This window comes from Rahnella sp. 2050, from assembly GCF_040544515.1.
Lineage (GTDB): Bacteria > Pseudomonadota > Gammaproteobacteria > Enterobacterales > Enterobacteriaceae > Rahnella > Rahnella aceris.
Genome location: NZ_JBEPKE010000002.1, coordinates 767724 through 792388, shown reverse-complemented (window position 1 = coordinate 792388; position 24665 = coordinate 767724). Strand labels below are relative to the sequence as shown.

Here is a 24665-nt window from a genome sequence, read left to right as displayed (position 1 = left end):
ACCATTTATCCGCGCGGTAATAAAAACAACGAAGCACAGGCTGCCACAAACAGGAAAAACTCCCGACTCTCACTGCGTGGGGATTTCAATCGGCATCGCTTACAGTATAATAAGTATCACTATGACAAAGAAAAAAGCACATAAACCCGGTTCCGCGACTATCGCGATGAACAAACGCGCTCGCCACGAATATATCATCGAAGATGAATTTGAGGCGGGGCTTGCTTTGCAGGGATGGGAAGTCAAATCGATGCGCGCTGGTAAAGCAAACATCACTGACAGCTACGTCACATTCCGCGACGGTGAAGCCTTTTTGTTTGGCGCAACCATTCAACCTCTTAACGTGGCGTCCACTCATATTGTGTGTGATCCGACCCGTACAAGAAAATTACTGCTCAACAAGCGTGAGTTAGAAACGCTGTTCGGTAAAGTCAGTCGCGATGGTTACACCGTCGTCGCGCTTTCCATGTACTGGAAAAATGCCTGGTCAAAAGTGAAGATCGGTCTGGCTAAAGGTAAGAAAGAGCACGACAAGCGCGATGACATTAAAGATCGCGAATGGAAAGTAGACAAGGCACGTATCATGAAGCACGCAAATCGCTAAGCCTCTGGCGTAGCTTGGTGTTTTGCTGGTATACTACGAAATAGTACTTGGGGCTGATTCTGGATTCGACAGGATTTGCGAAGCCCAAGGAGCATGCCGAGGGGCGGTTGGCCTCGTAAAAAGCCGCAAAAAAATAGTCGCAAACGACGAAAACTACGCCCTAGCAGCTTAATACCCTGCTTAGAGCCCTCTCTCCCTAGCCTCCGCTCTTAGGACGGGGATCAAGAGAGGTCAAACCCAAAAGAGATCGCGTGGACACCTTGCCTGGGGTGAAAGCGTTAAACCCAATCAGGATAGTTTGTTAGTGGCGTGTCCATCCGCAGCTAACCGGCGAATGTAAAGATTGGACTAAGCATGTAGTGCCGACGGTGTAGTAATTCTGGACGGGGGTTCAAATCCCCCCAGCTCCACCAATTAAATCAAGGGGTTACGTGAAAGCGTGACCCCTTTTTTCTTTCAGTGGCGACAAAATGGCGACAGCCAAAGATGGTGTACATGGAAGATATCAAAGCAGCTAGCACACGATTATTCATCTGCTCTCTCTCCGTTCTGTTTTTCTTTGGCGGCTGGGCAAGTTTTGTTGATAGTTTTTCTATTGGTAACTTCGGCCTTAAAATCACGGCTATCTACATTCTGCCTTACTTGTTGATCGGCTTATGGCTGTATAGCTGGCAACGTTTTTATGTATTGTCCCGCCAATCCAACAAACCAATCATTGACGCCCTAATCCTTGAAAGAATCAATTCTACAAATTTTATTTCCAAGGTATTCCCTCACAAGGAATATGGGTTATCGGGTGCTGTAACTTTAGGGAAATGGGGCTGGCCTGACGAAAGAATTCCACGCAACTCAGCGCCAAGTTTCGTGTTTTATGGTCGTGATACCTTGAAGCGCCTTTTTATGTTCAATTACTTAGGGAGTGACCTCAATGGAGACGCTCTTTATGTACATTTTGGAGATTCGGCCACCAACATTAAAAACGGGTGTCTCACCCCATTCAAAAAAGGCTATTGGAAATGCCTTTGGTTCGAATTCAAGTTTATGTTAAGGAAATTCTTTGACACCCCAACCGTTGGGGCACACTACACTCCTCATTTAGTCTCATGGGCAGTGTTAATATTCCTTTTTGTTAAACTAGTGGTAAGCAACGCGCTTTAACCTTTTAGCTACATGGTTTTAAAAATGGCGGTAGTAATGGCCAGTGACATAATCGTAAGCATCACTCTCAGAACGCACAGGTAACGAGGTTAATAAATCCCATCTCTCACCATTGTGATATGCCGCGCACCATGCCCGGCCAAATGGCCAGATCGCGTAAACCGGATTATCTTGATTCCCGAAAACCTGTTCCCTGGTTAACTTTTCCCCCTTCGCCATGAAATAAATCACCGCGCTGCAAATTTTCAACGAACGCATAAAATCCACCTTTTGCCGCTTTTGCTCTGTCGTCTGAGATTTATTTTTACTGTATATATTCACAGTATATCAATTTCACAAATTTCAGTTTTACAAAATGTCTGTAAATCTCTTACAGGCAGCGCCCCGTCTGGACTCCCTGCCTTTCTACGGCTCACAGATTTGATCTTCCTAACGATCCGCCAATCTGACAAAAAGCAGATAAAACCCTTTATTTACAATCAGATATGATTTTTCTTCGTTCCTTGGGAGATCCAGAAAACTGAAATTTACTGAAATTCTTTTCAATCTTTTCAGTTTGGGAATGACGGCAGAACCCCAGACACGGCGCGGCCTGGCGGTGTGGTTTGTAGAATTTCAAAACTGAAAAAAAATACTGACGCAAAAAGCGCAGGCGGGTGCGGTGTAGTGCAATTTCCGTCTGGTCTTGCTTTGTTTTGTGGGCACACGGCCGCGCGGGTAAACTCAGGCGGCTTGATCGTCTTGAAAGGGTTCAGGGCATTGAATGCGCTACTGCACGGCACTGCGTGCGATTGAGGCGGGTTATCTGCGAGCAATAAAAAACCCGCACGCGGCGGGCTTTGCTAACTATCTGGAGGCACTTAGGTATTGGTAACTTAACTCCCCTCTACCGTCTATAGCATCAATCGAGAATTCCCCGCTATTGCTATAAGAACCTTTGACTTCGCCTCTCAATAGCATGTCGTGCATCATGCGATTCAACTCTGAAGCATCTTCAGTGCTAAATATATGGGGTAAAAGAGGCTTCGGAATTTGGGAGTCCTGTAAAAGTGATAAGCATCTGAATAAAGCCTGTTTTGCACTTTCAGTATCTAAAGTTTCGGCCAAACACATAGAAGTTCTTACTTTAGTATTCATTTTGAAACCTCGATAAGTTAGAGGCTCAATTTTAACACACCTGAATTTTTCGCGTTGGAACGCAGACCATTGAAAATTATGCGCTTGTTAAATTAACCAATAACCGGATCGTATTTCTCTTTTAGCGTGGTGGCCTTGGTGCCGGTGTCGGTAATCGCCAGGGCATTCAGTGGTGTGCCGGTATTGTTGTGAGTGTGCGCGGCCGTCAGCTGTGCCAGCTGCTTCACCACATCCAGGGTATCAAGCATCAGTTGGCAGACGTTGACAGACTGGCTACCAATCCACACCACCGGCGCAATCATTTCCTGACGCACACCGGCTACGCTGCTGCGTAACATACCGACCTTTTCAATCAGTTGGCCGATCACGTTGGTTTCCGCATTGCCCTGGATACTGGCCACATAATTGGCCTGCGTGGCCAGGCTGTAATCCCCCTGGGCAATCTGCACAATTGCACCGGCCAGCAAGGTGGCTTTGCCCAATACAGTGGTTTTGTCCGTGGCCTGCACGGTTGTTTCCCTGGCCACCAACGTGCGCGTTTCATCATCGGCTGTGACAACCCGGCTCATGGACGTTTCACGGATAACCTGATCCGTCTGGCGTTCCCAATCGCCCGCCACCGTCACCCGCTGCGATACGCCATCCCGTTGCTGTTGCAGCTGTTCGCCATACTTCACGGCGGGCAGGCTGTTGCCCTGGGCAAGGGTTTGACGCACAAACGGCTTATCGGCGCGACCACCATTAAACCCGACTTCTACCAGCGTGCCGGGCGGTGGGAATTGGAACATCCCGGACTCACCGCCCGCCATCGGCAATGGCAGCGGCACGGCCGGATAAAGCGGCGTGTCTTTTGCCGGATTGCCGTCTGCGTCTAACAGTTGCAAGTCCACGGCATAACGCGGCCTGAAAGGATCGGCAATGTTGCCGTTGCTGACGTCTTCGCTGGGCGCTTCCACCCTGGCGAACTGCGGCAGGTGCAAGCCGCTGGCCAGCTCTGGATAATTGCTTTCAACCTGACGTTGAAACGGCGTTTTCTGCAATGCCTGGCCGGTGGCTTTGTTGCGCGGCGTCCAGGTGATTTCCATATCATCATTATGCAATCTGACCTTAGTCAAACGCTGACCGTTCACCTCTACACCGGGGCGCAAAGACTGGATCAGCGGCACGGTCATAGCATTGCCACCGGCCACGCTTTGGTTAAATTCGGCGGGAATTTCCACCGGCTTACCGGCAAACAGCGCATCAGCGGCCGCCCCGACAAAAACGCCACCGTCGGGCAGCTGATACCACACGTAATCGGTAATGCTGAACGCTTTCCCCAGGTTGGCTAACAGCTGATAGCCGGTGCCGGAATGGGTGAAATGGGGGATCGGCGTGTCGTTATACGCGGCACTTTCAGCCAGGGAAAACTCTAATCCGCTTTCCTCGGTCAGCCAGCCGGTGATTTGTCGCAGCGTGGGATGCTGAAAAGAGCACGGCCATAGACGCTCAAACACCCCGACCAGTTCCCGCACAAAAAGCCGCTGATAGCCATTTTCCGCAGGCTGCGAACGCTCCACAAAACCGGTAAACCAGCGCAACACCAGATCGTGATAACCCACGTCCAGGCGCACCAGTTTGCCGGTGTAATCTTCATCCGTCTGCGCGGTGATAAATCCCCGACCGCAGGCGCTTAACTCTAACGCCAGATTGGCGTCCACCAGGTGCGTGGCCGCGTTCGATAAATACAACCGCTTAATGGGTTTCATCCCTTACCCCAATGCATCATTGACCGGTTTCAGCACTTTGCGCTCAAACCATGTCAGTTTTTCGTCACTCTCGGCCGCCGCGTTGCCACTTCCATTGGCACCGCCCGCCCCCTGTTTTGTTGCCGCCGTTTTGCTGCCTGCGCGGGCTTCTTTTTTCTCTGCCACGCTGATTTTTTCACGCAGGGTGAACGTGACCAGCCAGGCCATTTTATTATCCTGTTGCGGCGCATCAATCGCCCCGGTGAACGTCCCTTCACGAAAGTTGATCGCCTGGGCGGTCAGATTGGCAACCCGGTAAACCTGCAACGAACCGCTGGCAGATTTGGCCTCCGCTAGCTCAAACAGCCGCTTTAACGTGGCCACATTACGAAAGGATACCGTCCCGGATACGCGCAGTTCTTTGGCCTTAATCCCCTGTTCTGCATTGGCCGTGCTCGATGACTGCCCGGACTGATCTTTTTCCGCAAACTGCATGGTTGGCGTGACTTTCAGATTCATCAGCGGGATGGCTTCGCCATTAAGTGCCAGTGTGGTTATCGTCATGGATCATCGCCTCCAACGTAGATAAATCCGCCCCGCTAAATAACGTAGCCAGCGTATACACCGAATCCTGGTTCGGAATGTTTTTGCGCAGCTCTCCGGCCAGATACGCACCGTTTCCTTTGGCCGTAAACACCCACGCCGGGGACGTTTTGCCTTTCAGGGCGGATAACGCATCGGCCGCCGCCGTCAGGGCAGATCCCCGCGCCGCGGTGAAGTCTTTCAGCGCAGACAACAATCCGGCAGCACTGGCACCGGCCGCCGCTTCCACCTTAGCGGCCGCAATACGCTGGGCATTCACCGCCAGGCGATGGGTGGCCGTGGAAAGCGGCAGCGCCGCAGGCAAACCGCCAGATAACTTGGCGGGAATTTGCATTTTAGTGATGGCCAGTGCGGCCGCTTCCTCTGCCCGGCGTTTTACCTGGGCAATCACCGGCAGCGGCAGCACGCTGGAATAATCAGACAGCAATCCCATAAATTCCGTGTGCGTGGGGGCATTGAGCATATGCACCACAATGCTGGTTTCGTCATTGACGTTTTCCAGCTTTTTGGCCAGGTATTCCGTGGCGTTAACCGGGCTTAAATAACTGCTATCCCCCGCCTCCTGGCCAACGCCGTAAACCCACGGATGAACCGGCAGCACCGAACAGGTTAATGCGCGCATATCTGCCGGGATGCTTAACGTTGCCTTACGCCACATTTTCCGGCACCTCCGGCCAGGTGATTTCCGGCGCAGCCGTTGTATCAACCCGGTTCAGTAAAACCCTGTATGTCTTCCATGCCGTCAGACTGGCGGTTTCCGCCTCGGTGGCAATGCCCAGATCAACAGCATCCTGCATAACAGAAAGCGTATTAACCGCAACCTGCATCCGCCTTTGCTTTTCACTTAACGCCAAATCTTGCAATTCGGCGGCCGTCGCTTCTGGAGCGTTCGCCCAATAAGGCATCCCTGCCTTATTGGGCATTCTGATTTTTCCATCGGGGATCGGGTTAACACCAAATTTTTGATAGGTTGCATCCGTGACGGCTTTTGCATCCTCCGGCCATGTTCCTGCCTCCTCATAAACCGCTTTCAGAGGTTCCGGGTAAAACGCATTAGTGACTGCACTGTAGAAATAATTCATCTTGATAGTCCCTTACCAGCCGGTGGCTTCCCAGTAACTGCCGCCGCTGTCCTGGCCGCAGGTGAAACCGATGTTATTAATAATTTGCGCCGTACCAAAGTTGTCATTGAACGTCCCGCCGCCGCCATTGATGGCGGTCACCTGAACGTTGACGCAGGCGCTCGGGAAGGGAATGGGAAAATTCACCGTTGACCATCCACGACTCCCTTTGTTGACAACGCCCCACTGCTTAATCATTCCCGTGTCACCACACCGCCACCAGCCGCCGCCGAGATTGGCGGTATTGGAATTGACCGGCTGCCGGTTATTGGGGCTGAAAACGCGCTGCCCCATCTCACTCACGGTGCCGGACGTATTGCTGTCGCCGTTGCCGGACAGGGTCATCTCGCCGGTTTGTACCGTATTGTCCTGGTTGACGATGCGGAATTTGAACCCACCTACGCCGCCGCCCCGGTTATTCACAAAGTTAGATTCGCCCTGGCCGCCGCTTTCGTTCCAGCCTAAATAGGTCCCTTGCCCGTCGCCAGGGTGCGGGATGGTTATCGCCCGGAGATAATTCGCCGTGACGCGACCGTTCACATCACCGCCCACGCGGGGAAACGCACCCACATTATCGGCATTCAGCCCGATATCCTGGGAGCCATCAAACGCCACACCGGCAATCTTGCGGGCGGTGGCGAGTTTGGTCGCGGCAACGGCGGTGCCACCTGCGGGTAATGCGCCCACGTCTGCCGGTGTCGGTTTGTTCGCCTGGCAGTAAATTTCATTCCAGGCCGTCCAGGGACCATCGACGCCGTTCCACGCCCCCGACGCGCCACGGGTAAACTGTCGTCCGTTGTTGTTAAAGGCAATCTGCTGCGTCGCATTCGGCCCCCAGGTCACGAAAATCACGCCAACAAATCCGTTCATCGGATAGCCTTTGTCCGTGGTCGCGGCAGCGGCACCGGGCACGCCGTAATGCCCGAACATGGCCGTACCATGTAGCGCGTTTGGCGAGTCCGTCGCGGTTAAATTGGCGCGAATTTTAAACGCCGTCGCAATTTCATCAGACAGCGCCTTTTCACTGGCGGCGCTTTGCGCGGCCGTCCATGCGCCCACGTCGGCGGCGGTGGGTTTGTTATTCGCGCTGTACGTCGGCACCCACTCTTTCCAGGGACCATCCACGCCGTTCCAGTCACTGGACAACCCGCGATTCCAGATATTGCCCGTGAACGTGATGTACATCTGCTGGCACCCGTAGGCGCTCGGCGTGACATACAACGTGCCTGCGATGCCCTGCGGATAGTGCAACGCCGCCGTGGCGTTGGCATTTTTAGGCTGCGCGTACAAGGCTGCATTTCCGGTTCCGCTGGCAAAGCCCAGGGTATTGATATCCGTGGTGGTCAGGATGGCCGACGGCACCGTGACGGAATTCACCGCGCTGGCCTGCACCCAGTCACGCCACGGACCATCGGTGCCATTCCAGGACGCATTGAGCGCACGCGTCCACACCATGCCGGTGTTTTGCACGGTGTAACGCTGCAACACGCCGCCCGTCCAGGACGCGGGGATAACCTCAAGCACGCCCGCCGCCTGTGAACCGGCGGGATAGCCATTGGCTACCGTGGCATTCGCGCCGGTGCTCTGCACGTAAACCCCGATTTTTGCCAGATTCAGCGTGTTGATATTGATTGTGCCGAGCACGCCAGGAATAACGGGTAAAGCCCCCACGTCTGCGGCTGTCAGGTCGAAATCATCAGACAAGGCTTTTTTGTTGATTTTGCGTGTTTTCGGCACACCGTTCAGCGTGTTGAGCGCGGCCTCTGGATCAGAAATATCGGTGAGATTTTTATCTCTGCGCAGATACAGGCTACTGCCCTGCGGGCGTAAATCCGTGATCACGCCGTTCGCGTCAATGCTGGCCAGGGCAAATACGTAGTGCGTAATCCCGCTCTGGACGTAGTCTTTCAGCGTCGTGGCCAGGGTAAATTTGATATCCGTTTTATATTCGCTGGTCAGCGTGCCGTGATAGCTCACGTCTGCCCACACCTTCATTGGCTTGGTGGTCACGGTGATATTGGTTTTCGCCGCGAGGTTGGCACGCAGCCCGCCCACGTAGCCCAGCCCCGCCGTCACGTAATATTGCGTGCCGGTTTTTGCCACTAAAAAGCCGTTATCGAAAAATGCCCCGGTGCCGTAAATATCCAGATTAGCCAGGCGCAGAGATTCATCCATGCCCGCCAGGCGTGCCGTGAAATCAATCTGCCAGGTTTCGGCCGGTGTGCTGATCAACGTCTGGGCTTCCGCGCCGTTGTACTCCATCAGGAAAGAACGGGTTAACACGTTGCCCTGCTGACCGTTGGCATTCTTCACTTTGCTCTGTAGCGGCGCATGTACCACCATGGCCAACTTGCCGGTGGCCTTATTGATAAGCCCGATCCAGTTAAACGCGAAATCGCCCACATCTGCGCCCAGCGTCACCGAATACACCACGGCGTTCTGATTGACCAGACCGGTTTTTTCAACCGCCTGGCGATACACAATCTGCGCCGCTGGCGGGACAACTTCGGCGCGGTTAATCGGCGCGTTGACGTCCAGCCCTGGCACGTTGGCAAAAACAAATTCATCCAGGACAACCGCCTGGCCATTGGCGGCCTGTGCGGCTTTCCATTGCTCAAAGGCTGTCGTAATCACGGTTTGTGACATGTTATTTCCTTATAACGTTGCGCCAAAAGTGGCGGTTCCTGTTTCACTCACGCCCAGGGTGGCGGGATAGCACACGTATTCGCCCTGGTTCCATCCGGCGCGGATACGCATCCCGGACGTGGTGATCACTTCAAACTGATAACGGCGGCAGGTGCGGCCGTACTGACGGATAATCTGCAACAGTAAATCTGCGTTGTCTGAAATCTGGCTATCGGACACACGGACAATGATCACATCCCAATCAATGCCCGCCTGGCGTTCCAGCAATTCAACGTAGCCAATCCCCAGGCGATCAAAGATGGCAATAAACCCGGAAACTGAACCCGCGTCCTGCGCATTCACGAATGCATAAGCCACGCGCTTGCGAAACAGTGACAGCGGTTCACCGTTAAACCGGGCAATGTCACGGTCATAGGCCAGAAGATTTAACAGCGGCTCGGCACAAGTCAGTGGATCAAACTGCTGTAGTGGCCAGGTCACCCACGCCACAATCCCCGTCCAGAACCTGACCGCAGCTTTCAGTAATTTGGCCGGTTCGCCCCGGTTCATCCAGGACGGCAATTTCAGGCTTTTCATTTTTGAAGCGAAATCAGGCACCTTTCACCTCCACTTTCAGGCTGGCCAGACGCGGCACACTCAGTTCGCTGACGATATCGCCTGAGGAAAACACCAGGGATTCGACCGCATCAAACTGTTTATGCAGCTCCCTGGCCAGGTTCGAAAATGAGAAACGCGAATATGGCCAGGTGCGCTTTACGTCGTATTCTGCGTTTTGCCGGAAGGCGCTGCGGATCAGATTGCTGACGCCGGAAATCAGCGCGGCTTTTTCCTCCGCCGTCATGTTGTCCGGGTTATTCACATACAGCGTGACCGTTAAATTGTGCTGCGTCTCCGGCATGGCCATGCACTGCAAATCATCGCCGTGGCCGTGATGCCCCTGCGTACTGATGTAGTCATTCACCGCATCAATAAACGGCTGGGACGTTTCGCCACTGTCTAACAGCAAATAGGCATTGGCCGTACCGGCACCACGCGGGGCGTCATGCACAAAGAAAATGCGATCAACGCTTAACCCCACCACGCCCGCAATCATGCTGCGATACACCGCATCGGTGTGGTAGTTACCTACCAGGTTGAACTGATTGCGGCACCTGTCCCGTAAATCATCGTCGGATTCTTCATCCGCGCCGGGCGTTAACAGCCAGTCATCCTCGTTAACGGCTTTACTGATGCCCGTCACCGCTACCGGCAAAATGCGGTAATAACCCGGTGCCAGGTTGTAGGCGTTCCCGGCCGCCATCGCCGTGACCGGGATCAGCGCACTGGCCGCGCCCGCCGCCAGCGTCGTATCTACATCCACCACCACCGCATACGTCACGCCGTTAATGCGTTCCGTCTGGATAACAGTTCCGGCCGGGACGGTCACCGGCTGACTGGCGTTCTCCTTGTAAAAACGGATCACCCCTTTTGCCGCGCTGGCCGGTTTCGCCGTGAGGTTCACCCCCCAGGCCAGCATCCGCAGCATGGCACCGCTGGCCGTGGCCAGGTACATATTGGCCAGCACCGTATTGATCAGCACGTCTTTGATCCACAGCACCGGCGTGGTCACAATGGCGGTAATGAGCCGCCAGAACGGTGACATGCGGGAAGTGTTTGTGATCATCCCTTCCGCTTTCACAATCGCCGTAAACTGCTGACCGATTTCCTCTTGAGTGACCGGCATCCCGCTTTCTTTGAGTACCGCCTCAAAATCAATGGTAGGTTTTTCACTCATAATTCACCCCGGCGTCAATCTTGCCGAAATCATAGGTTTCCGCCGTTGCCCACAGGCGTTTTGCGGATTCCTCCGTAATATTCACCGTGCCAGGAATAATGCGTTCATCACTTTCAATTAATAAAACCATTTGGGTGATCACATCGGCGCGTAATGTCGGGCTGCGCTCTGCCACTAATAACGTGGTTAACCCGCTTTCAATAATGGCGTGGACAATATCCTGTGCAATGCTGATACGGTTATTACACAAGCCCGGTTCATTACCTGTGTTCAGCGTGAAATCACGCCCGGTAATAAGGAGATCGACATACAGCAAATCCGTCATTAATTTAATTCCTGCCATTCCATTAGCTCGGCCGGTGTTAATCCTTTCGAAGGATGAATATTCACGGTGCCGATTTTTTTACTGTTATCAATTGTGGTTTCCGTATTGGTATTGATTTCCTTTTTCAATCCGCCACGCTCCACGCCTTTTACCGTTCCCCCCGTCAGAATATCGCTACCGATTGGCTGCGGCGGTTGCAGCACCGGGTTTTTATTTCCCGCCCCACTGATTTGATTCGTCACGCCGTTGAAACCTGGCGGCATGGCCGCAGAGGCATTGGCCACAGAATTTGGCATCGTATTCGTGGGTGGCATACCTTTAGGCGTAACCGTCACGGGGACTTCTTTCAGCTCAATATTGACGCCGGGAATGTTATTTAACTTCTCAACAATCCAGTTGTACGTCCCGGTAAACGAGGCTTTCAGCGAATCCCACAGCTTACCGAATACGTTTCCGATCACGCTGGCAATCTTTTCAAAAGACTCCACCGGCGAATTGATATCAAAGGATTTCACGACATCAATCCAACCGTCACGCACGATCTTGAACATATCCACCATCCCGCCGATCGCCCGAAACACCAGCTCAAGCGGGATCAGGATGATGTTGATAGCCGCTGCCACCAGCCGCCCGAACGTTTCGCCCGCGCTGGTGACGTTCGTCAGTTGCCCCTGCGTCATTTGGATCGGGGTCAGCAGGTCACCGAACCAGCCCACTAACGTTTTTACGCCGTCCCACACCCAGCCAATTGCCGTGCCAATCCCGGAAAACAGCCCGCTGAAAGGGGTCAGCGCACCGGCCGCCTGGCCGAACCCGCTGATAAATCCACTCACAAAGGCTTTGATAGGCTGCCAGAACTTGATCACCGCAATGACCACCGCCGCAATAGCGAGCGCAATCGCCGCCACCGGTGCAATCATCAGCAAGAATGACGCGGAACCTATGCGGGCGGCCATACCGGCGGCCAGCAAGGTGACGCGCAAGCCACGTAACCCGGCGCTAAACAACTGCGTCACAGCATTACTGGCCACCATCGCCACGCGGTTAAGCCCTAACAGCCTGGCCATCGGTGCCAGCAGGCGCGTGACGCCCATCATCACGAACCCGTGAACGCCCATCACAATATTGGCGATAGCCCCCACGGCCGCAAAACTCAGCAACGCTACGGTGGCATAACCGATCACGCGGGCAATATTGGGGAATAACCGCATCCAGCGCGTCAGCTGTTCGCCACCGTCCGCGATTTTATTGACCAGTGGATACAACACCGGCAACAGCGTGGAACCGATCGCGGCACGCATGGCAAACCAGATCGCCGTCAGCCTGTCCCAGGGGCGCGTCATTTTCTCGGCCATCTCCGTGGCGCGTTTCATGCCGTCATTGCTGCCCAGCTCGGTGATATTGCGTTTCAGCAGATCAACGTTACCGTACAGCTGTTTAATCACCGCCGCGCTGTCACCAAAGGCAGCGTCTAATTCTCCCTGTGCCTTGAGATTGCCCTCGATGCTCTGACCGTATTTACCCTGGAGTTTTTCCAGCATGGCGGGCATGGACAGCATTTTTCCCTGGGCATCCTGAAAACTTAGCCCCAACTTTTGCGCACCGGCGGCGGCACCGCTTAAGAACCCTTCATAAGAGCCGCTCGCTTCCGTGCCTAATGAGCGTTGCAGCTCACCCAATACGGCCAGCTGTTCATCCATCCCCACGCCATAGTTGGAACCGACACCCCGCGCCCCTTCCATCAGGTCTTTAATGGTGGCCATGTCCGTGCCGAACTGGTTTTTCATGTAGGCCATTTTGCCCGCCAGTTCTTCCGCGAACTGCACTTTGCCCACCTCGGCCGCATAGCCGCTGAACTGGGTAAACATCTGCCCCATGAATTCCGACGCTTCCCCGGCCGTGCTTTTCAGCGCCTTGGCGGCGGTATTGGCCACCACCGTGACGCGGGGCAGTTCGGCGTTTGTCAGCCCGGCCACGGCAGCGTTGATATCGGCGGAGGATTTGACAAACTCCACCGCCGATTCCCCGTATCGCACGCTGAATTTCAGGGCGTCATCCGTGACTTTGGCCAGCGCATCATCATTAATGCCGCGTGCGCTGGCTTCCTGCATGGCGTCAAACATCTGAATGGCCGGATCCAATGCAGCTGTAATTGACGCGCCCACGCCCCACAACGCAGCCGCACCGATGGCCACTTTGCCAAAGGCGGCCGCACTTTCCTGGGCGAACCCGCTCACAGAGGATTGCACCTGGCGAAGGGGGCGCGTCATGTTGTCAATTAAACTGAGTGTAAAATCTAAATCAGCCATTATTCGCCTTTAAATGCCAGGGCAATGCCATTTGCTACAGCTATGCGTTGATTCTCCCAATGCCGGTTATCCAGCCACACGGCACGGGCTAAGTTTTCGGGGTCGTCATTTTCATGCGGTAAATAATGGCGGCGCAAAATCAGATATTGTTCCAGCCCATTATTTTCAATTGCGCGTACCCGCGCCGTTAGTTTTTTAGTTCAATCTCTAATTTCGGCGCGAACTGATCATTCACGAAGCTGCAAATTTGCAGGGCAGAACCGGGAATATCTAAAATGGTATCCAGCGCTTCTTTGCACTCAACGTGAACAATACGACGCAAATAGTTATTTGCCGGTGCCACTTTATTATCCATCGACATTTCGTTAATGAATTTATTGTAGGCGGTGGCGTTAGGTTCAAAGGTCAGTGCGGTGCCGTTTACAGCCATCGTAATTTTGCTCATTGTTTTATTTCCTTCCGTTGGTTTATTTCATCGACTAATTGATTATGACGTGCCGCACAGTCTGAATATTGCGGCGTCAGTATTAATAAAGGTTCGGTAATGTCTTTGCCCGTTATCCCATTAATGCGCGGGAGTTTTACCGGGCATTTGGTTAACAGATTTTCCTGATAAGGCACGTTCGGCTTTGTCGGCAGCGGCGTTGTACATGCTGACAAGCTCAGGAGACAAACACTCGTTAGTAAAAACCGGTTTAAGTATTTCCGTGCGGATTTCCACAGGTTGCGCATTTCGCAGTGCCTCCAATGTATTTTCCAGCTTGCGGCCGGATTCACTGGCCACCTTCTCACCGGCCACGCGGGAGGCTTCCCCCGCCGCGTGTGCGGCATTGGTGATCATCAATTCCACGCTATCGCTGTACCAGGCATTAACCTTCCAGCCCGCTGCGAACGCAGCCAACAACGCCAGGACGGCAATCACCAGCGGCTTGCCCATCATTTCACCCCGTTGTGTTCCAGGCTGAAATGGTTGCCGTCCGGGCGGGTTTTGAATCGCCCGCCCCACACGCCGCCCAGGGATTCCCAATATTCCCCGAGCGGTTTATAGGCTTCGGTCTGGGTCTGGTATTGGCCGTTGATGAACAAATTAAAATCCATCGCCAGACGCTGCGTGTGTAAGCTATTGGCAATGCCCGCGCCGCTTTTGGCATTGAGTTTGGCCTGTTCCGGCGTGCGGTAGGCTTCACCAAAGGTCAGCCGGTAACCATGATTGCCTGCCCACTCGATCAGCTGGCCAATCAGCTGCACAAACAATTGCTGCTTTTCGCTTAATGTCATTTCAGTTTTCCTTTCCCTGATAAATAACGACTTCCCTTTTTGCGTAGCCAGATTTCAACGGCCTGGTGGCCAATAATCCCCAGCGCGGCGCCCAATCCGGCAATGGCCACCGGCGAAATATCCGGGATCCAAATCAGCGCCGCCGCTGCCACCATTGAGGTGGCCGAACCCAGGATAATGCGGCCAAAAAACAGCTTTCCGGTCATGGGTTCACTGCTCACTAACATCTGTCCCAGGGCGATAAGTGCGCCCAGCAGGATCAGGCTTAAAATACTTTTTTCGTGCTCTTGCATCCGTGCAATGTCCTTATCCGATCAGGTTGCGCGTATCTTCATCTTCCAGATACGGCACGCCGTTAATGCGCACAAACTGCGGGCTTGTGACCATGTACTTAATTTTATGGCTCAGCGTGCTGCCACCCTTCGGATCGTTATCCAGCAGGTTGCTTACTACTAACTTGCAGCCAAAGGCTTCAATCTTCAGTTCTTCATTACCGGCCTTGGCATAGAACATCAGATCCACCGGGTCGATACCGCGCCACGAACCGGCACGGCGTGCAATGGCGGTCAGTTGCGTGAGCACTTTTGTAGAGATTTCAATCTCACCCTCGGCCGCCACATCCCCGGACACATGGCCATCAGGCACGCCCTGAGTGGACGCCGCCGCCGTGTTATCCGTGATATCCAAACTGACCTTTTCAATGTGGATCAGGTCACCGTCAATGCGCACATCGGTGGACTGGCCTGAAATACGTTTCATCGTTAATTACTCCCTGTCAGGCTGGTATCCAGCAACAAGCTCACCGTGATGCCTTTCGGGCATTCATACGGACGGATCACGATGTAAATCGCCACTTTGGTGGCTGACTGCCAGGTGATCGTCACATCATCATCCTTCGGCGGCTTCACTTCGCCGGGGAAGGTGATGCCGTTAATCTGACTGGCCACCGACATTTCACGCAGCACCTTGGCAAAAAGTGCCTGGTGGGCGGCAATGCTGGACGGCGTACTGTTTAACGAGCGGTCTGCGATTTTGGCAATCGCCTGCAAACGCACGCGGCGGGCGGCCTTATCGGCAATACGCAGGTACTCAATCGCCTGGTAATCACCGCCTTCCGCGTCCAGCGTCAGCCCATCCGCCCAGTAATACCCGTCATAATCGGGATACCACATCGGCACGCTGAAACGCTGCGCCTGCAAGGCTTGCAGGGTGGCCAGATCCAGCGCCGCCCCGGTGCCATCTACCGGCATTTCATCCCTGCCCAGGGAGACCAGCGCACCGGTTTTCACCCGCGCCGGGCTGTCAGCCACGGTCACCGCACGACTGCACAGGCGGCCAGCCAGCACGCCAGGCTCATTGCCAAACAAACGCGGCACCAACTGCACGGACGGGGCAGAAATCTGCGCCTGTAAGGCCACCATGCGAACCAAATATTCCGCCCAATCTTCCTCGGCCTGCGGTGCCTGCACGGAAAGAATGAACCAGTTCCAGCGTGAGAAGCTGGCCAGCAATTTGGCGCGCAGCTCCGCCGCCTTGTTGATAGGCGTTTTCGTGGCGATATCATCCAGTAACACCACACCTTCAACAGAGCAAAGGGACTGTGCGGCCAGCACCGCATCCGCCCAGGCATTTTCCCCGGCATCATCCGCCAGCACATGCACGTAACCGCTCCAGTTGGATCCGGCGTTGAGCATGGCGGCAAGAACATTACTTTTTAAAACGCTGTCTTCTGCGCCCAGCAGCGCATCAAAATTACTTTGGGTATTCACCGCCAGCGTTTTACCGGCGTTGATTGTCCCCGTACCGACATAGAGCACCACGCGCTCAATCTCGTTTGTTTCACCCTGTAGCTGATTGACCTGATTTACATCGACCGTTGGCCACCCCATAACTTCCCCTTAGTGTCCTGCGTCTGCGCCAAATCCGATGCCCTGGAGTTGCCGCGCTAACGCTTTATTAAAATCGTCTTCCGTGATACCCAGGAAAGGACGTGATGGAACATCGACCGACCAGGACGCTTTTGCCGCTTTCCCCGATAATTTCCGGATCAACAGTCCGGCTTTGGCCATCGTCATTCCTTCCTGAATTTCTTTAAACGGCGGCTTTCGCCAGCGCTTACCCTTTTTGACTTTGTACCCCAGCGCCCGCAGGCGTTTGGCCTGCCGCTGAGTGGCGGGCAAACTTTCCGCCCTCCCTTTTCGCTCCACCTGGCGACGACTGATCGTGACACTCATGCCGTTTTGATGGGCATAACCCACCGTTCCGGCAGTCACAGCCTTTTTTCCGTTATGGTATCCGCCGCCGCTCAGGTAAATACGTACCCCGTCGATTTCCGGCATTTCCCGGATATGCAGCAGCTTTGGCATGTTGCGCAGCATCTTGCCTTTGCGCTTCGTCTGGCGTCCCTGCCATTTCTGGCCATCCGGGCTGGCTTGGTTTCGAATGTTGCGTTTAGCCGCAGGTATTAATCCATATTTTCCCAGCCGCCACAGCAGCCGCTTTCGTTTCGCCGGGGGCAACTCCAGGCTGGCCAGCTTTTTGCGCACCGCCTTAAGCTGCGCCCGGTCTAACTCACCCCGGATAATCATTTTTCACTGCCAAGCTTTGCACCCTGTTCATCAACGCCATACACCACGGCCTCACTGGCAAACCAGATGGTGGGATCAGCAAGCCGCCATCGCGCCCCGTCCAGGGGAATATTGCCCTTGTCGTCCTTTACCAGGTTTAACGCTTCGACCATCGGTAACGTGATCACCACCACGGCGGTTTCCTCATCCACCAGATCAATATCAAAATCAGGCAACTCGGTGTCTATGCCGAATTCTTCAAACAGTTCCCGGTCAGATTCCATCAACCACACCAGCAGCAGCGCCGCCAGGTTGCGCGGGTCATACAGCCGGTACGGGAATCTGTCCCAGGCCAATACGGCGTTGTAACGGATCACCGCCAGGCGGTACTGTTCCAGCCCTAAATCCCGTTGCGCGGGGATAAAACTCAGTTCATCCATATAGCTGGAAAAACCCGCCCCCTTGAACGTCCTGGCGGGCATACTTTGGGTGACGAACGTACTCAGCGCATCTAACTGGCTCATATCTTCCTTACCGTCACGCGGCGCAATCCCTTGATTGCCCGGATGATGATCGAACCCTCAGCCAATAACCCGGCGCGGGTTTCTTCACTTTCCTGCCCTGGGTGCGACTCCCTGCGCCCCTGGCTTGCGAACTCTGCGATCAAATCGGCCTTTGCGCGGGCAAACACTGCTTTTTTATAACGAGCACAAAGCAGGTTTTCGCCAGGGCGACCGATACCCGGCACCACGCTGGCCTGGCCAAATCCCTTGGCCAAGTAACCATCCTTGACGGTCTGCAACAGGTCATTCACTTCCCCGGCCGCCGTCAGCAGCGCCGTGGCTACTGTCCCGGCGTCTACATCGGCGGGGATGCTGCGCTGTTCCTGGAAATCCGCCAGATTCAAATCTGGCCAAAATCCGTCATTCGTTAACGGTTCATCCTGGTAATCAATCGGCGTTCCGCTAAACATAAAATTCTCCGTAAGAAACGGGCAGACCGGGATCCACGGTACATAACCCAAGGGTATTACCTTCCCCGCGCCCGTTCCGGCTTGCGGTAGTCTTTACTGAACCGGCGTTACAGGCTGAACTTCAGATTCATCAAACCAGCGATCAACGGCGCGGCCGTCAGCTGCCTGGTAATGAATCAAATAAGCAGGGCAATTGTTAAGGTATTCGGCACGGCCTTTAACGTGCCCCGTTTCACCGCTGACAGAAATCTTTACCGCCTGGCCTAAACCGTGTTTAAAACTCATTTTTTAGCTCCTGATTGCTTTTCCAAATAGCGGACGCGGGCGGCAATTTGTTTACGCATCGTTCCCACGCCACACTGTGAATGCAGCTTTTCAGCTCTGGCCAGCAGGGCGTCCACGCTCTGCAACAGCTCCACATCCTCGGTGGCCGTGGCACGCGGTACGCCGTGTTCGTCAAACAGCTGACGCATACCGGCGAACTTGAACCACTTGGCCTGGATCACTTCATACAGCTCCCACTTTTCCGCCACATCGGTAAACGTGCGGGAAAAATAAGGCTCAATAGGGTGGCCTTCCCTGGCCTGTACTTCCGCCCATTTCAGGACGGTATCCGCCACAAAGGTGGGGAAATTGCTTTTCAACTCTGGCGGGGTTTCCTGTCCCTGCTCGATGGCGATATCCGCCAAGTTAAGCGCGGCGTCCATGTCGCCCACGTCAAAAAGCCAAATCACACACCATGCCAGGATCGGATTGCGGTACACCTCGCCGCCATTCAGGTACTTTTCAACGGTGGGCATCCATTTAGGTAATAATTCATCCCGCTTTAACGCCACCTTTTGTGCCAATGTCAGCCCGTGCAACATGTCCACATCGTTGGCCAGCGCCGCGCTCAGAACGTGCAAACTCTCTGCCCCTTCAAGTGCCTGGCGTTGCTTTAACTTCGTTTGCGCCGCAATGCGGGCACTGTGTCGCTGCGCGGGTGACAGGCTCATGTTTACTCTCCGCCTACGGGTTCGGATGGTTCGGCTACGGTGCCGATGGTCACGGCGGATTCATCAATCGCCGCATACAGCTCCATTTCTTCCACGGCGTAACCTTCATTGCGCAGGTACTTGTTTTCGTACTGCTTACGGTCTTCAACAAACTCCGCTTTGCGCTGACGGGTATTGCGCTGTGTATAGATATGCAGGTTTGAGAGCGTAGTCACCACCATGCGTTTGCCCGGCATAAATGGCGGGATAATGGCCTGACGCCCGGCAATGGAGTCCTGCAACATCTGCGCGGCGATTTTCTCGCTTGGACGGTCAGCGGCCTGATACAGGCGATACTGCTCGGCCGCGACCAGATCAGAACCGACCAAGACAACCAGACGCGGGTCATTACGGAATTGCTGCGGAATCTTGGTGTTGATAAGGTCTGACGCCATCGCATCCAGTGACTTGTAATCACCGTTCTGATCGAGCGTGACCGCATCGGTCATGATTTGTTTGCCTTCCTCGTACTTGCGAACAATTTCATGCCAGCCAATATTCACATCTTCGCCGTTCGGGTTCTTTTCGTAGTCGGTATCTTTCGCCACGCTTTTACCGTTAAAGCCGATACGCAGCATATCCAGCGCAAAAGTCTGCGTGGTAAACGCTGTCACCATCTGAAAGAATTCTTCCTCGGATCCAGCATTTGCCCACATTGAAAGCAAATCCCAACGCAGCGCCGCGCATGAATCTGTTTCGACCAGCTTGTACTCATTACCTGAAACGCCGACGTTACGACGGAAACGCCCGTCAGCAATACGGCCGGTATGCAGACCAGACGCGCCTACGCTCACCACCTGGCCAGAAAGCTGGTCAACATCAGCCACGGTGATCCAGTTCAGGAAATCCGAACTTTCCAGCAGCGCTTCACGTAGCTGCGTTTCCTTCGGATCAGACAGCGAGAAGTAATTTTTTTCCTCGCCACCGTCCAGACCGTTAGCCGCCGCAAGTCCCGCGCCGAATTGCTTTAAAAAGCCGCGCGCTTTTGCATTTAAAATCATTATTTACTCATCCTTAATCGCTACTCAGCGGTTAATGTTTTTCCCTGGCGAAAGCCTGATAAATGCTTATAAGAACTGGAACGGTTTACGTGAACCTTTCGGATTCTTATTCGGCAACGTGGTTACCTTTTTATCCAGCTTGCTAAATTTGCTGACGATATTCGGCAACTCTTCACGCAGGCGGGCGAATTCTTCCGTATCCACCACGTCTTTCACGGTTTCAACATCGGTCTGAATATCTTCAACGGTTGAATCCGTTGCTTCCGTTTTTGTTTCCAGCGCAGCAATGCGACTTTCCAACGAAGCTACAACCTCGGCCAGCGCCTGTAATTTATCGCCGTCCTGGGGAGTTTCTTCCTGTGCCGGTGTTTCGTCTTCAATACTGAAAAGGCTGCGCCATTTCGATTTACTTTTGTCCTTCCCTGCCATGTTAATTTCCTTAACTTCGTTAATTACCAGCGGATTACTATTTCCGATAAAGTAATTGTCTTTCCGCTTATTAAATCGCATTCGCGTAGTGCCTACGCTTGCGGGTTCATCTGTAACGCCCAGCCCTTCAAGATAATAACGGCCAGTTCCGCGAAAGTTGCCATCAGGCGTTAACTCCACTGACGTGAATAAAAGCTTTCCGTTCCGATTCGCCTGTACCAGTTCAGTGGAAGGACACAACCGTGCATAGAGCTTTACTAATCCTGAGTCATCTTCACTTGCCGCAACTTCCAGAACTTCACCGGCATTACCGCACCAGCGCTCATGCTCTGGCCAAAGCAGTGCGGTATACATATTTTTTGGGTCATATGTTTCCGCCGCGTCAATTAACATATCCCTGGTTAAAAAACGCTTATCAACCGTTTCCCCTTCGGTTGCGATACAAAGCCAATTCGTCATTAAATGTGAATCTGACATACCGGAATTAACCTCCGTTTTTTCCGTGGAATGCAGTATCGCTAATTTATAATGAATTCGCAGCAAGTGAGATTCGGATATAACTCGATATCCGAATGTACTAGAAAGAAATATCACCCCATGCCACGCATAATGATTGCATGGCTAAATACACAGACGAACTAAAAGACGTTGCCCGCGCATTATATTTGCGCCGTGCCACGCCAAAGGAAATTGCCCAAGATTTAAATCTGCCAAATGCGCGGATAATTTACTATTGGGCGCAAAAAGGGAATTGGGCTGATTTACTCAGCCACGAATCAACAGAGGAAGCCATTGAACGCCGTTACCAATTATTAGTTGGCCGGGATAAAAAAACAGAGCTGGAATTAAAAGAAATAGATGTGCTGATTGCTCACGCCGTGAAACTGCGTGCGCAGACAAATAAGCATAAAGAGAAAATGGCCGCCGCCAAATCTGGCAACCAGGGAGGATATGACAGCCAGGGCGGGAACGGTGACGGCGCAGAGCCGGTGAAGAAACGCAAATATAAGAAAAACGATATCTCCGGCATGACGCAGGATGATTTTGACGCTTTCGCAGAGGAACATTTATTCGGCTATCAGAAGCACCTGCGTAATAACCTGGCACAGCAGATCAGGAACATCCTGAAAAGCCGCCAGATTGGTGCCACCTGGTACTTTGCGATTGAGGCATTCGAAAATGCGGTCATGACCGGCGACCCGCAAATTTTCCTTTCCGCCTCCAAAGCCCAGGCGGAAGTATTCCGCTCTTATATCGTCAACATCGCAGAGCAGTATTTCGGCATCACGCTGACCGGCAACCCGATCAGACTAAGCAACGGCGCAGAGCTGCGCTTTCTGTCCACCAACAAAAACACCGCGCAGTCATACAGCGGCCATTTGTACTGCGACGAATATTTTTGGGTGCCGAACTTCGCCAAGCTTAACGAGGTGGCCAGCGCAATGGCCACGCATGACCATTGGCGAACCACCTACTTTTCAACGCCCAGCGCCAAAACGCACCAGGCTTATCCCTTCTGGACGGGGGAAGAATGGAAACAGGGAGACAAAGAACGTCAAAACGCCGTTTTCCCAACCTTTGATGAAATGCGCGACGGCGGCCGACTCTGCCCGGATGGACAGTGGCGGTATGTCATCACGATGGAGGACGCAGTTAAAGGCGGGTTTAACCGTGCCAGCATCGACAAGCTGCGCAACCGCTACAACCGTGACACGTTCAACATGCTGTATATGTGCGTGTTTGTGGACAGTAAAGACAGCGTTTTCAAATTCAGTGATCTGGAAATCTGCGGCGTGGACGTGGCCGACTGGCAAGACCATGACCCCAACGCCGAGCGGCCGTTTGGTAACCGTGAGGTATGGGGAGGCTTTGACCCGGCGCGTTCTGGCGATACCTCCACATTTGCCATCGTTGCCCCGCCGCTTTATGCCGTGGAGAAATTCCGCGTGCTCTGCCTTTTTCACTGGAAAGGGATGAATTTTGCCTATCAGGCAGCGCAGATCAAAAAGCTGTTCGGGAAGTACAACATGACTTACATCGGCGTAGACGTCACCGGCATTGGCCGGGGCGTATTTGAGCTGATTGAACATTTTGCCCTACGTGAAGCGGTGGCCATTCACTACGGCATGGAAACCAAAACCAGGCTGGTGTTGAAGATGATCGACGTAATCGGCGCAAAACGCCTGGAATGGAACAAAGACAACCGTGAAATTGCCGCGTCTTTCCTGTCCATCCGACACACCAGCACGGCCAGCGGCAACGCCATGACGTTCAAAGCCGATCGCACGGTGGAAACCGGCCACGCCGATGCCTTTTGGGCAATCGCGCACGCCGTTATTAACGAGCCGATCAACTTTGAGCACAAGCGTAAATCTAAATGGAAATTAGGAAAAAAAGCAGCATGAGCAAACGCAAACCATCCCGCCAGGCTAAGAAGGAACAGCCTGACCGTAGCAAAAAAATGAGCATCATCAGCATGGGACGCCCGGAACCCATCCTGACCACCGGCACAAATTACCGGGATATCTGGTATGACAATGAATTCGATCACTACACCCTGCCGATTGACCGCCTGGCACTGGTTCAACTGACGAACTTAAACAGTCAGCACGGCGGCGTGATTTATGCCCGTCACAACATGGTGGCATCGGATTATCTGGGCGGCGGTTTAACGCATGAGCAGCTGCGCGGCGGCGTCTTTGATTACTTATCCTGCGGCGACCTGGCCATTCTGAAAGTGCGTTCGGGTTGGGGTGACGTGGTGGATTTGCTGCCGCTGCCGTCGCTGTATCTGCGCGTGCGTAAAACCGGGGAATTTGTAGTTCTGCAGGACGGCGAACCGTTGGTATACAGCCCGGATGATGTGATTTTCCTCAAACAGTACGACCCGCAGCAACAGATTTACGGCCTGCCGGATTACATCAGCGGCATTCACTCGGCATTACTCAACAGTGAAGCCACCATTTTCCGCCGCCGCTACTATCACAACGGGGCGCACACCGGGGGGATCATCTACACCAATGACGCGAATCTGACGGATGAAGTAGAGGATGAAATCACCGAACGCCTGGAAAGCAGCAAAGGGATCGGGAACTTCTCCACCATCTTTGTGAACATTCCAGGCGGGAACGAAAAAGCGATCCAGTTCATTCCTGTGGGAGATATCGGCGCGAACGACGAATTCAACAACGTGAAGAACATCAGCGCGCAGGATGTGCTGAACGCCCACCGTTTCCCGGCTGGCCTGGCGGGTATTATTCCGCAAAATACGGCGGGTTTACCTGATCCGGAAAAGTCACGCGCTACGTATCGAAAGGATGAAGTGATTCCGTTGCAGCGCATGATCATGAATGCGGTCAACAGTGACCCTGAAATTCCGATTCATCTGCGGCTTAACTTCGCCTTTGACACAACATCAGAGGGTGAAAAATGAGCCGCAAAAGGCTAAAATCACGGGGTAATCAATTCCCTGGAGCCTACAATATGCGCGTGTCGAAAGTGATTTGTACCGCATGTAATTCAAACGCCGTGATTAAGAAAACGGTACGCAAGCATAGGGAACTTTCAGACCTGTATTGCAGTTGCACAAATATTGAATGCGGCCATACGTTTAAAATGCATCTGTCATTTGCCAGCACCATCAGCCCAAGCGCGATATCTCAGGAAGAGATGGTTAAAAGCGTCGCCAATGCACTTACTGACGATGGCCGCCAAATGATGCTTTCGCTACTGCAACAAGCCTGAATCACTGCCCCCGTTTTGGGGGTTTTTCTTTTCTGTCTGTCGCAGATTTTCCAGCAATTGTGCATTCAACTCAGCTAACCAGCCCAAAGCTAACGTTTTTTCTTCCTGGTCACAGTCCCCAATAGCTACCAACCGAGAAAATAAAGCCATCCGTTGCACAGCGATTTCCTCAAAAAATAAATCCCGCATTCCCCAACCTCCTTAACTTATTCACTGTATGAATATACAGTATCTC

31 protein-coding genes and 1 other RNA gene are annotated in these 24665 nt (G+C 53.4%); 6 read left to right on the top strand and 26 right to left on the bottom strand.

The genetic code is table 11. The features are described from left to right. Positions 1 to 121 precede the first annotated feature (121 nt). The 3 genes from smpB (at position 122) to ABIC79_RS10900 (ending at position 1762) form a co-directional block, all read left to right on the top strand. Positions 122 to 604, top strand: a complete 483-nt coding sequence (smpB, locus tag ABIC79_RS10910; protein ID WP_013576739.1) for an SsrA-binding protein SmpB — start codon at positions 122 to 124, stop codon at positions 602 to 604. A 49-nt stretch (positions 605 to 653) separates the two neighbouring features. Next, positions 654 to 1017: a transfer-messenger RNA gene (ssrA, locus tag ABIC79_RS10905) on the top strand. 82 nt (positions 1018 to 1099) lie between these two features. Beyond that, a complete protein-coding gene (locus ABIC79_RS10900; RefSeq protein ID WP_354567125.1) occupies positions 1100 to 1762 on the top strand; it encodes a hypothetical protein in 663 nt (220 codons plus the stop codon). Positions 1763 to 1780: 18 nt separating this feature from the next. Here ABIC79_RS10900 and ABIC79_RS10895 read toward each other — a convergent pair whose 3' ends face one another. The 25 genes from ABIC79_RS10895 to ABIC79_RS10785 form a co-directional block, all read right to left on the bottom strand. Then, positions 1781 to 2020 carry a hypothetical protein gene (locus tag ABIC79_RS10895; protein ID WP_354567123.1) on the bottom strand — a complete coding sequence of 80 codons (240 nt, stop codon included), beginning with the start codon at positions 2018 to 2020 and terminating at the stop codon, positions 1781 to 1783. A gap of 971 nt (positions 2021 to 2991) precedes the next feature. Then, positions 2992 to 4647: a hypothetical protein gene (locus ABIC79_RS10890; RefSeq protein WP_354567121.1), complete on the bottom strand. Its 1656-nt coding sequence runs from the start codon at positions 4645 to 4647 to the stop codon at positions 2992 to 2994. Between the two features lie 3 nt (positions 4648 to 4650). Further along, complete coding sequence (locus ABIC79_RS10885; protein WP_013575826.1) at positions 4651 to 5190, bottom strand: baseplate complex protein; 540 nt, start codon at positions 5188 to 5190, stop codon at positions 4651 to 4653. Next, positions 5165 to 5887: a hypothetical protein gene (locus ABIC79_RS10880; RefSeq protein WP_354567118.1), complete on the bottom strand. Its 723-nt coding sequence runs from the start codon at positions 5885 to 5887 to the stop codon at positions 5165 to 5167. The genes ABIC79_RS10885 and ABIC79_RS10880 overlap by 26 nt, the downstream gene beginning before the upstream one ends. Then, positions 5877 to 6311, bottom strand: a complete 435-nt coding sequence (locus ABIC79_RS10875) for a tail fiber assembly protein (RefSeq protein ID WP_354567116.1) — start codon at positions 6309 to 6311, stop codon at positions 5877 to 5879. The genes ABIC79_RS10880 and ABIC79_RS10875 overlap by 11 nt, the downstream gene beginning before the upstream one ends. A 12-nt stretch (positions 6312 to 6323) precedes the next feature. After that, on the bottom strand, positions 6324 to 8996 hold the full coding sequence (locus ABIC79_RS10870; RefSeq protein ID WP_354567114.1) for a phage tail-collar fiber domain-containing protein: 2673 nt from the start codon (positions 8994 to 8996) through the stop codon (positions 6324 to 6326). A 9-nt stretch (positions 8997 to 9005) separates the two neighbouring features. Then, entirely contained in the window at positions 9006 to 9572 is a 567-nt protein-coding gene (locus ABIC79_RS10865; protein WP_502947773.1) for a hypothetical protein, read from the bottom strand. Between the two features lie 13 nt (positions 9573 to 9585). Continuing rightward, positions 9586 to 10770 (bottom strand): baseplate J/gp47 family protein, encoded by a 1185-nt coding sequence (locus ABIC79_RS10860; RefSeq protein WP_354567110.1) that lies wholly within the window; start codon positions 10768 to 10770, stop codon positions 9586 to 9588. Continuing rightward, complete coding sequence (locus tag ABIC79_RS10855; RefSeq protein ID WP_013575832.1) at positions 10763 to 11095, bottom strand: DUF2590 family protein; 333 nt, start codon at positions 11093 to 11095, stop codon at positions 10763 to 10765. Before ABIC79_RS10855 ends, ABIC79_RS10860 begins: the two co-directional genes overlap by 8 nt. After that, positions 11095 to 13404 (bottom strand): phage tail tape measure protein, encoded by a 2310-nt coding sequence (locus ABIC79_RS10850; RefSeq protein ID WP_354567108.1) that lies wholly within the window; start codon positions 13402 to 13404, stop codon positions 11095 to 11097. The genes ABIC79_RS10855 and ABIC79_RS10850 overlap by 1 nt, the downstream gene beginning before the upstream one ends. Next, entirely contained in the window at positions 13404 to 13541 is a 138-nt protein-coding gene (locus ABIC79_RS25640; RefSeq protein WP_414153064.1) for a DUF6890 family protein, read from the bottom strand. The genes ABIC79_RS10850 and ABIC79_RS25640 overlap by 1 nt, the downstream gene beginning before the upstream one ends. Positions 13542 to 13591: 50 nt before the next feature. Beyond that, entirely contained in the window at positions 13592 to 13849 is a 258-nt protein-coding gene (locus ABIC79_RS10845) for a putative phage tail assembly chaperone (protein WP_112152093.1), read from the bottom strand. Next, positions 13846 to 14025: a hypothetical protein gene (locus ABIC79_RS25635; RefSeq protein WP_112152092.1), complete on the bottom strand. Its 180-nt coding sequence runs from the start codon at positions 14023 to 14025 to the stop codon at positions 13846 to 13848. The genes ABIC79_RS10845 and ABIC79_RS25635 overlap by 4 nt, the downstream gene beginning before the upstream one ends. Continuing rightward, on the bottom strand, positions 13970 to 14344 hold the full coding sequence (locus ABIC79_RS10840) for a hypothetical protein (RefSeq protein WP_354567106.1): 375 nt from the start codon (positions 14342 to 14344) through the stop codon (positions 13970 to 13972). Before ABIC79_RS10840 ends, ABIC79_RS25635 begins: the two co-directional genes overlap by 56 nt. Beyond that, positions 14341 to 14682 (bottom strand): M15 family metallopeptidase, encoded by a 342-nt coding sequence (locus ABIC79_RS10835; protein WP_112152090.1) that lies wholly within the window; start codon positions 14680 to 14682, stop codon positions 14341 to 14343. The genes ABIC79_RS10840 and ABIC79_RS10835 overlap by 4 nt, the downstream gene beginning before the upstream one ends. Next, positions 14679 to 14975 (bottom strand): phage holin family protein, encoded by a 297-nt coding sequence (locus ABIC79_RS10830; protein WP_013575837.1) that lies wholly within the window; start codon positions 14973 to 14975, stop codon positions 14679 to 14681. The genes ABIC79_RS10835 and ABIC79_RS10830 overlap by 4 nt, the downstream gene beginning before the upstream one ends. A 13-nt stretch (positions 14976 to 14988) precedes the next feature. Further along, complete coding sequence (locus ABIC79_RS10825; RefSeq protein WP_013575838.1) at positions 14989 to 15441, bottom strand: phage protein; 453 nt, start codon at positions 15439 to 15441, stop codon at positions 14989 to 14991. A 2-nt stretch (positions 15442 to 15443) separates the two neighbouring features. After that, the gene (locus ABIC79_RS10820) at positions 15444 to 16571 is read right to left on the bottom strand and encodes a DUF2586 domain-containing protein (RefSeq protein ID WP_354567103.1); all 1128 of its coding nucleotides are present in this window, start codon (positions 16569 to 16571) and stop codon (positions 15444 to 15446) included. Positions 16572 to 16580: 9 nt separating this feature from the next. Then, a complete protein-coding gene (locus ABIC79_RS10815; RefSeq protein ID WP_354567101.1) occupies positions 16581 to 17270 on the bottom strand; it encodes a phage virion morphogenesis family protein in 690 nt (229 codons plus the stop codon). Next, positions 17267 to 17773, bottom strand: a complete 507-nt coding sequence (locus ABIC79_RS10810; protein WP_354567099.1) for a phage tail protein — start codon at positions 17771 to 17773, stop codon at positions 17267 to 17269. Before ABIC79_RS10810 ends, ABIC79_RS10815 begins: the two co-directional genes overlap by 4 nt. After that, the gene (locus ABIC79_RS10805; RefSeq protein WP_354567097.1) at positions 17770 to 18222 is read right to left on the bottom strand and encodes a head completion/stabilization protein; all 453 of its coding nucleotides are present in this window, start codon (positions 18220 to 18222) and stop codon (positions 17770 to 17772) included. Before ABIC79_RS10805 ends, ABIC79_RS10810 begins: the two co-directional genes overlap by 4 nt. A gap of 93 nt (positions 18223 to 18315) precedes the next feature. After that, complete coding sequence (locus ABIC79_RS10800; protein ID WP_013575843.1) at positions 18316 to 18507, bottom strand: hypothetical protein; 192 nt, start codon at positions 18505 to 18507, stop codon at positions 18316 to 18318. After that, positions 18504 to 19217 (bottom strand): phage terminase small subunit, encoded by a 714-nt coding sequence (gene gpM / locus ABIC79_RS10795; protein ID WP_354567094.1) that lies wholly within the window; start codon positions 19215 to 19217, stop codon positions 18504 to 18506. The genes ABIC79_RS10800 and gpM overlap by 4 nt, the downstream gene beginning before the upstream one ends. A 2-nt stretch (positions 19218 to 19219) precedes the next feature. Then, complete coding sequence (locus ABIC79_RS10790) at positions 19220 to 20257, bottom strand: phage major capsid protein, P2 family (RefSeq protein WP_354567092.1); 1038 nt, start codon at positions 20255 to 20257, stop codon at positions 19220 to 19222. Positions 20258 to 20323: 66 nt separating this feature from the next. Then, positions 20324 to 21163, bottom strand: a complete 840-nt coding sequence (locus ABIC79_RS10785) for a GPO family capsid scaffolding protein (RefSeq protein ID WP_354567090.1) — start codon at positions 21161 to 21163, stop codon at positions 20324 to 20326. A 140-nt stretch (positions 21164 to 21303) separates the two neighbouring features. Here ABIC79_RS10785 and ABIC79_RS10780 point away from each other — a divergent pair, with 140 nt between their 5' ends. The 3 genes from ABIC79_RS10780 to ABIC79_RS10770 are packed head-to-tail and all read left to right on the top strand — an operon-like array spanning position 21304 to position 24430. Next, on the top strand, positions 21304 to 23091 hold the full coding sequence (locus ABIC79_RS10780; protein ID WP_354567088.1) for a terminase large subunit domain-containing protein: 1788 nt from the start codon (positions 21304 to 21306) through the stop codon (positions 23089 to 23091). Beyond that, the gene (locus ABIC79_RS10775) at positions 23088 to 24119 is read left to right on the top strand and encodes a phage portal protein (protein ID WP_217243857.1); all 1032 of its coding nucleotides are present in this window, start codon (positions 23088 to 23090) and stop codon (positions 24117 to 24119) included. Before ABIC79_RS10780 ends, ABIC79_RS10775 begins: the two co-directional genes overlap by 4 nt. Beyond that, on the top strand, positions 24116 to 24430 hold the full coding sequence (locus ABIC79_RS10770) for an ogr/Delta-like zinc finger family protein (RefSeq protein WP_354567086.1): 315 nt from the start codon (positions 24116 to 24118) through the stop codon (positions 24428 to 24430). The genes ABIC79_RS10775 and ABIC79_RS10770 overlap by 4 nt, the downstream gene beginning before the upstream one ends. Here ABIC79_RS10770 and ABIC79_RS10765 read toward each other — a convergent pair. Further along, positions 24413 to 24619: a hypothetical protein gene (locus ABIC79_RS10765; protein WP_013575850.1), complete on the bottom strand. Its 207-nt coding sequence runs from the start codon at positions 24617 to 24619 to the stop codon at positions 24413 to 24415. The genes ABIC79_RS10770 and ABIC79_RS10765 overlap by 18 nt on opposite strands. Between the last annotated feature and the right edge of the window lie 46 nt (positions 24620 to 24665).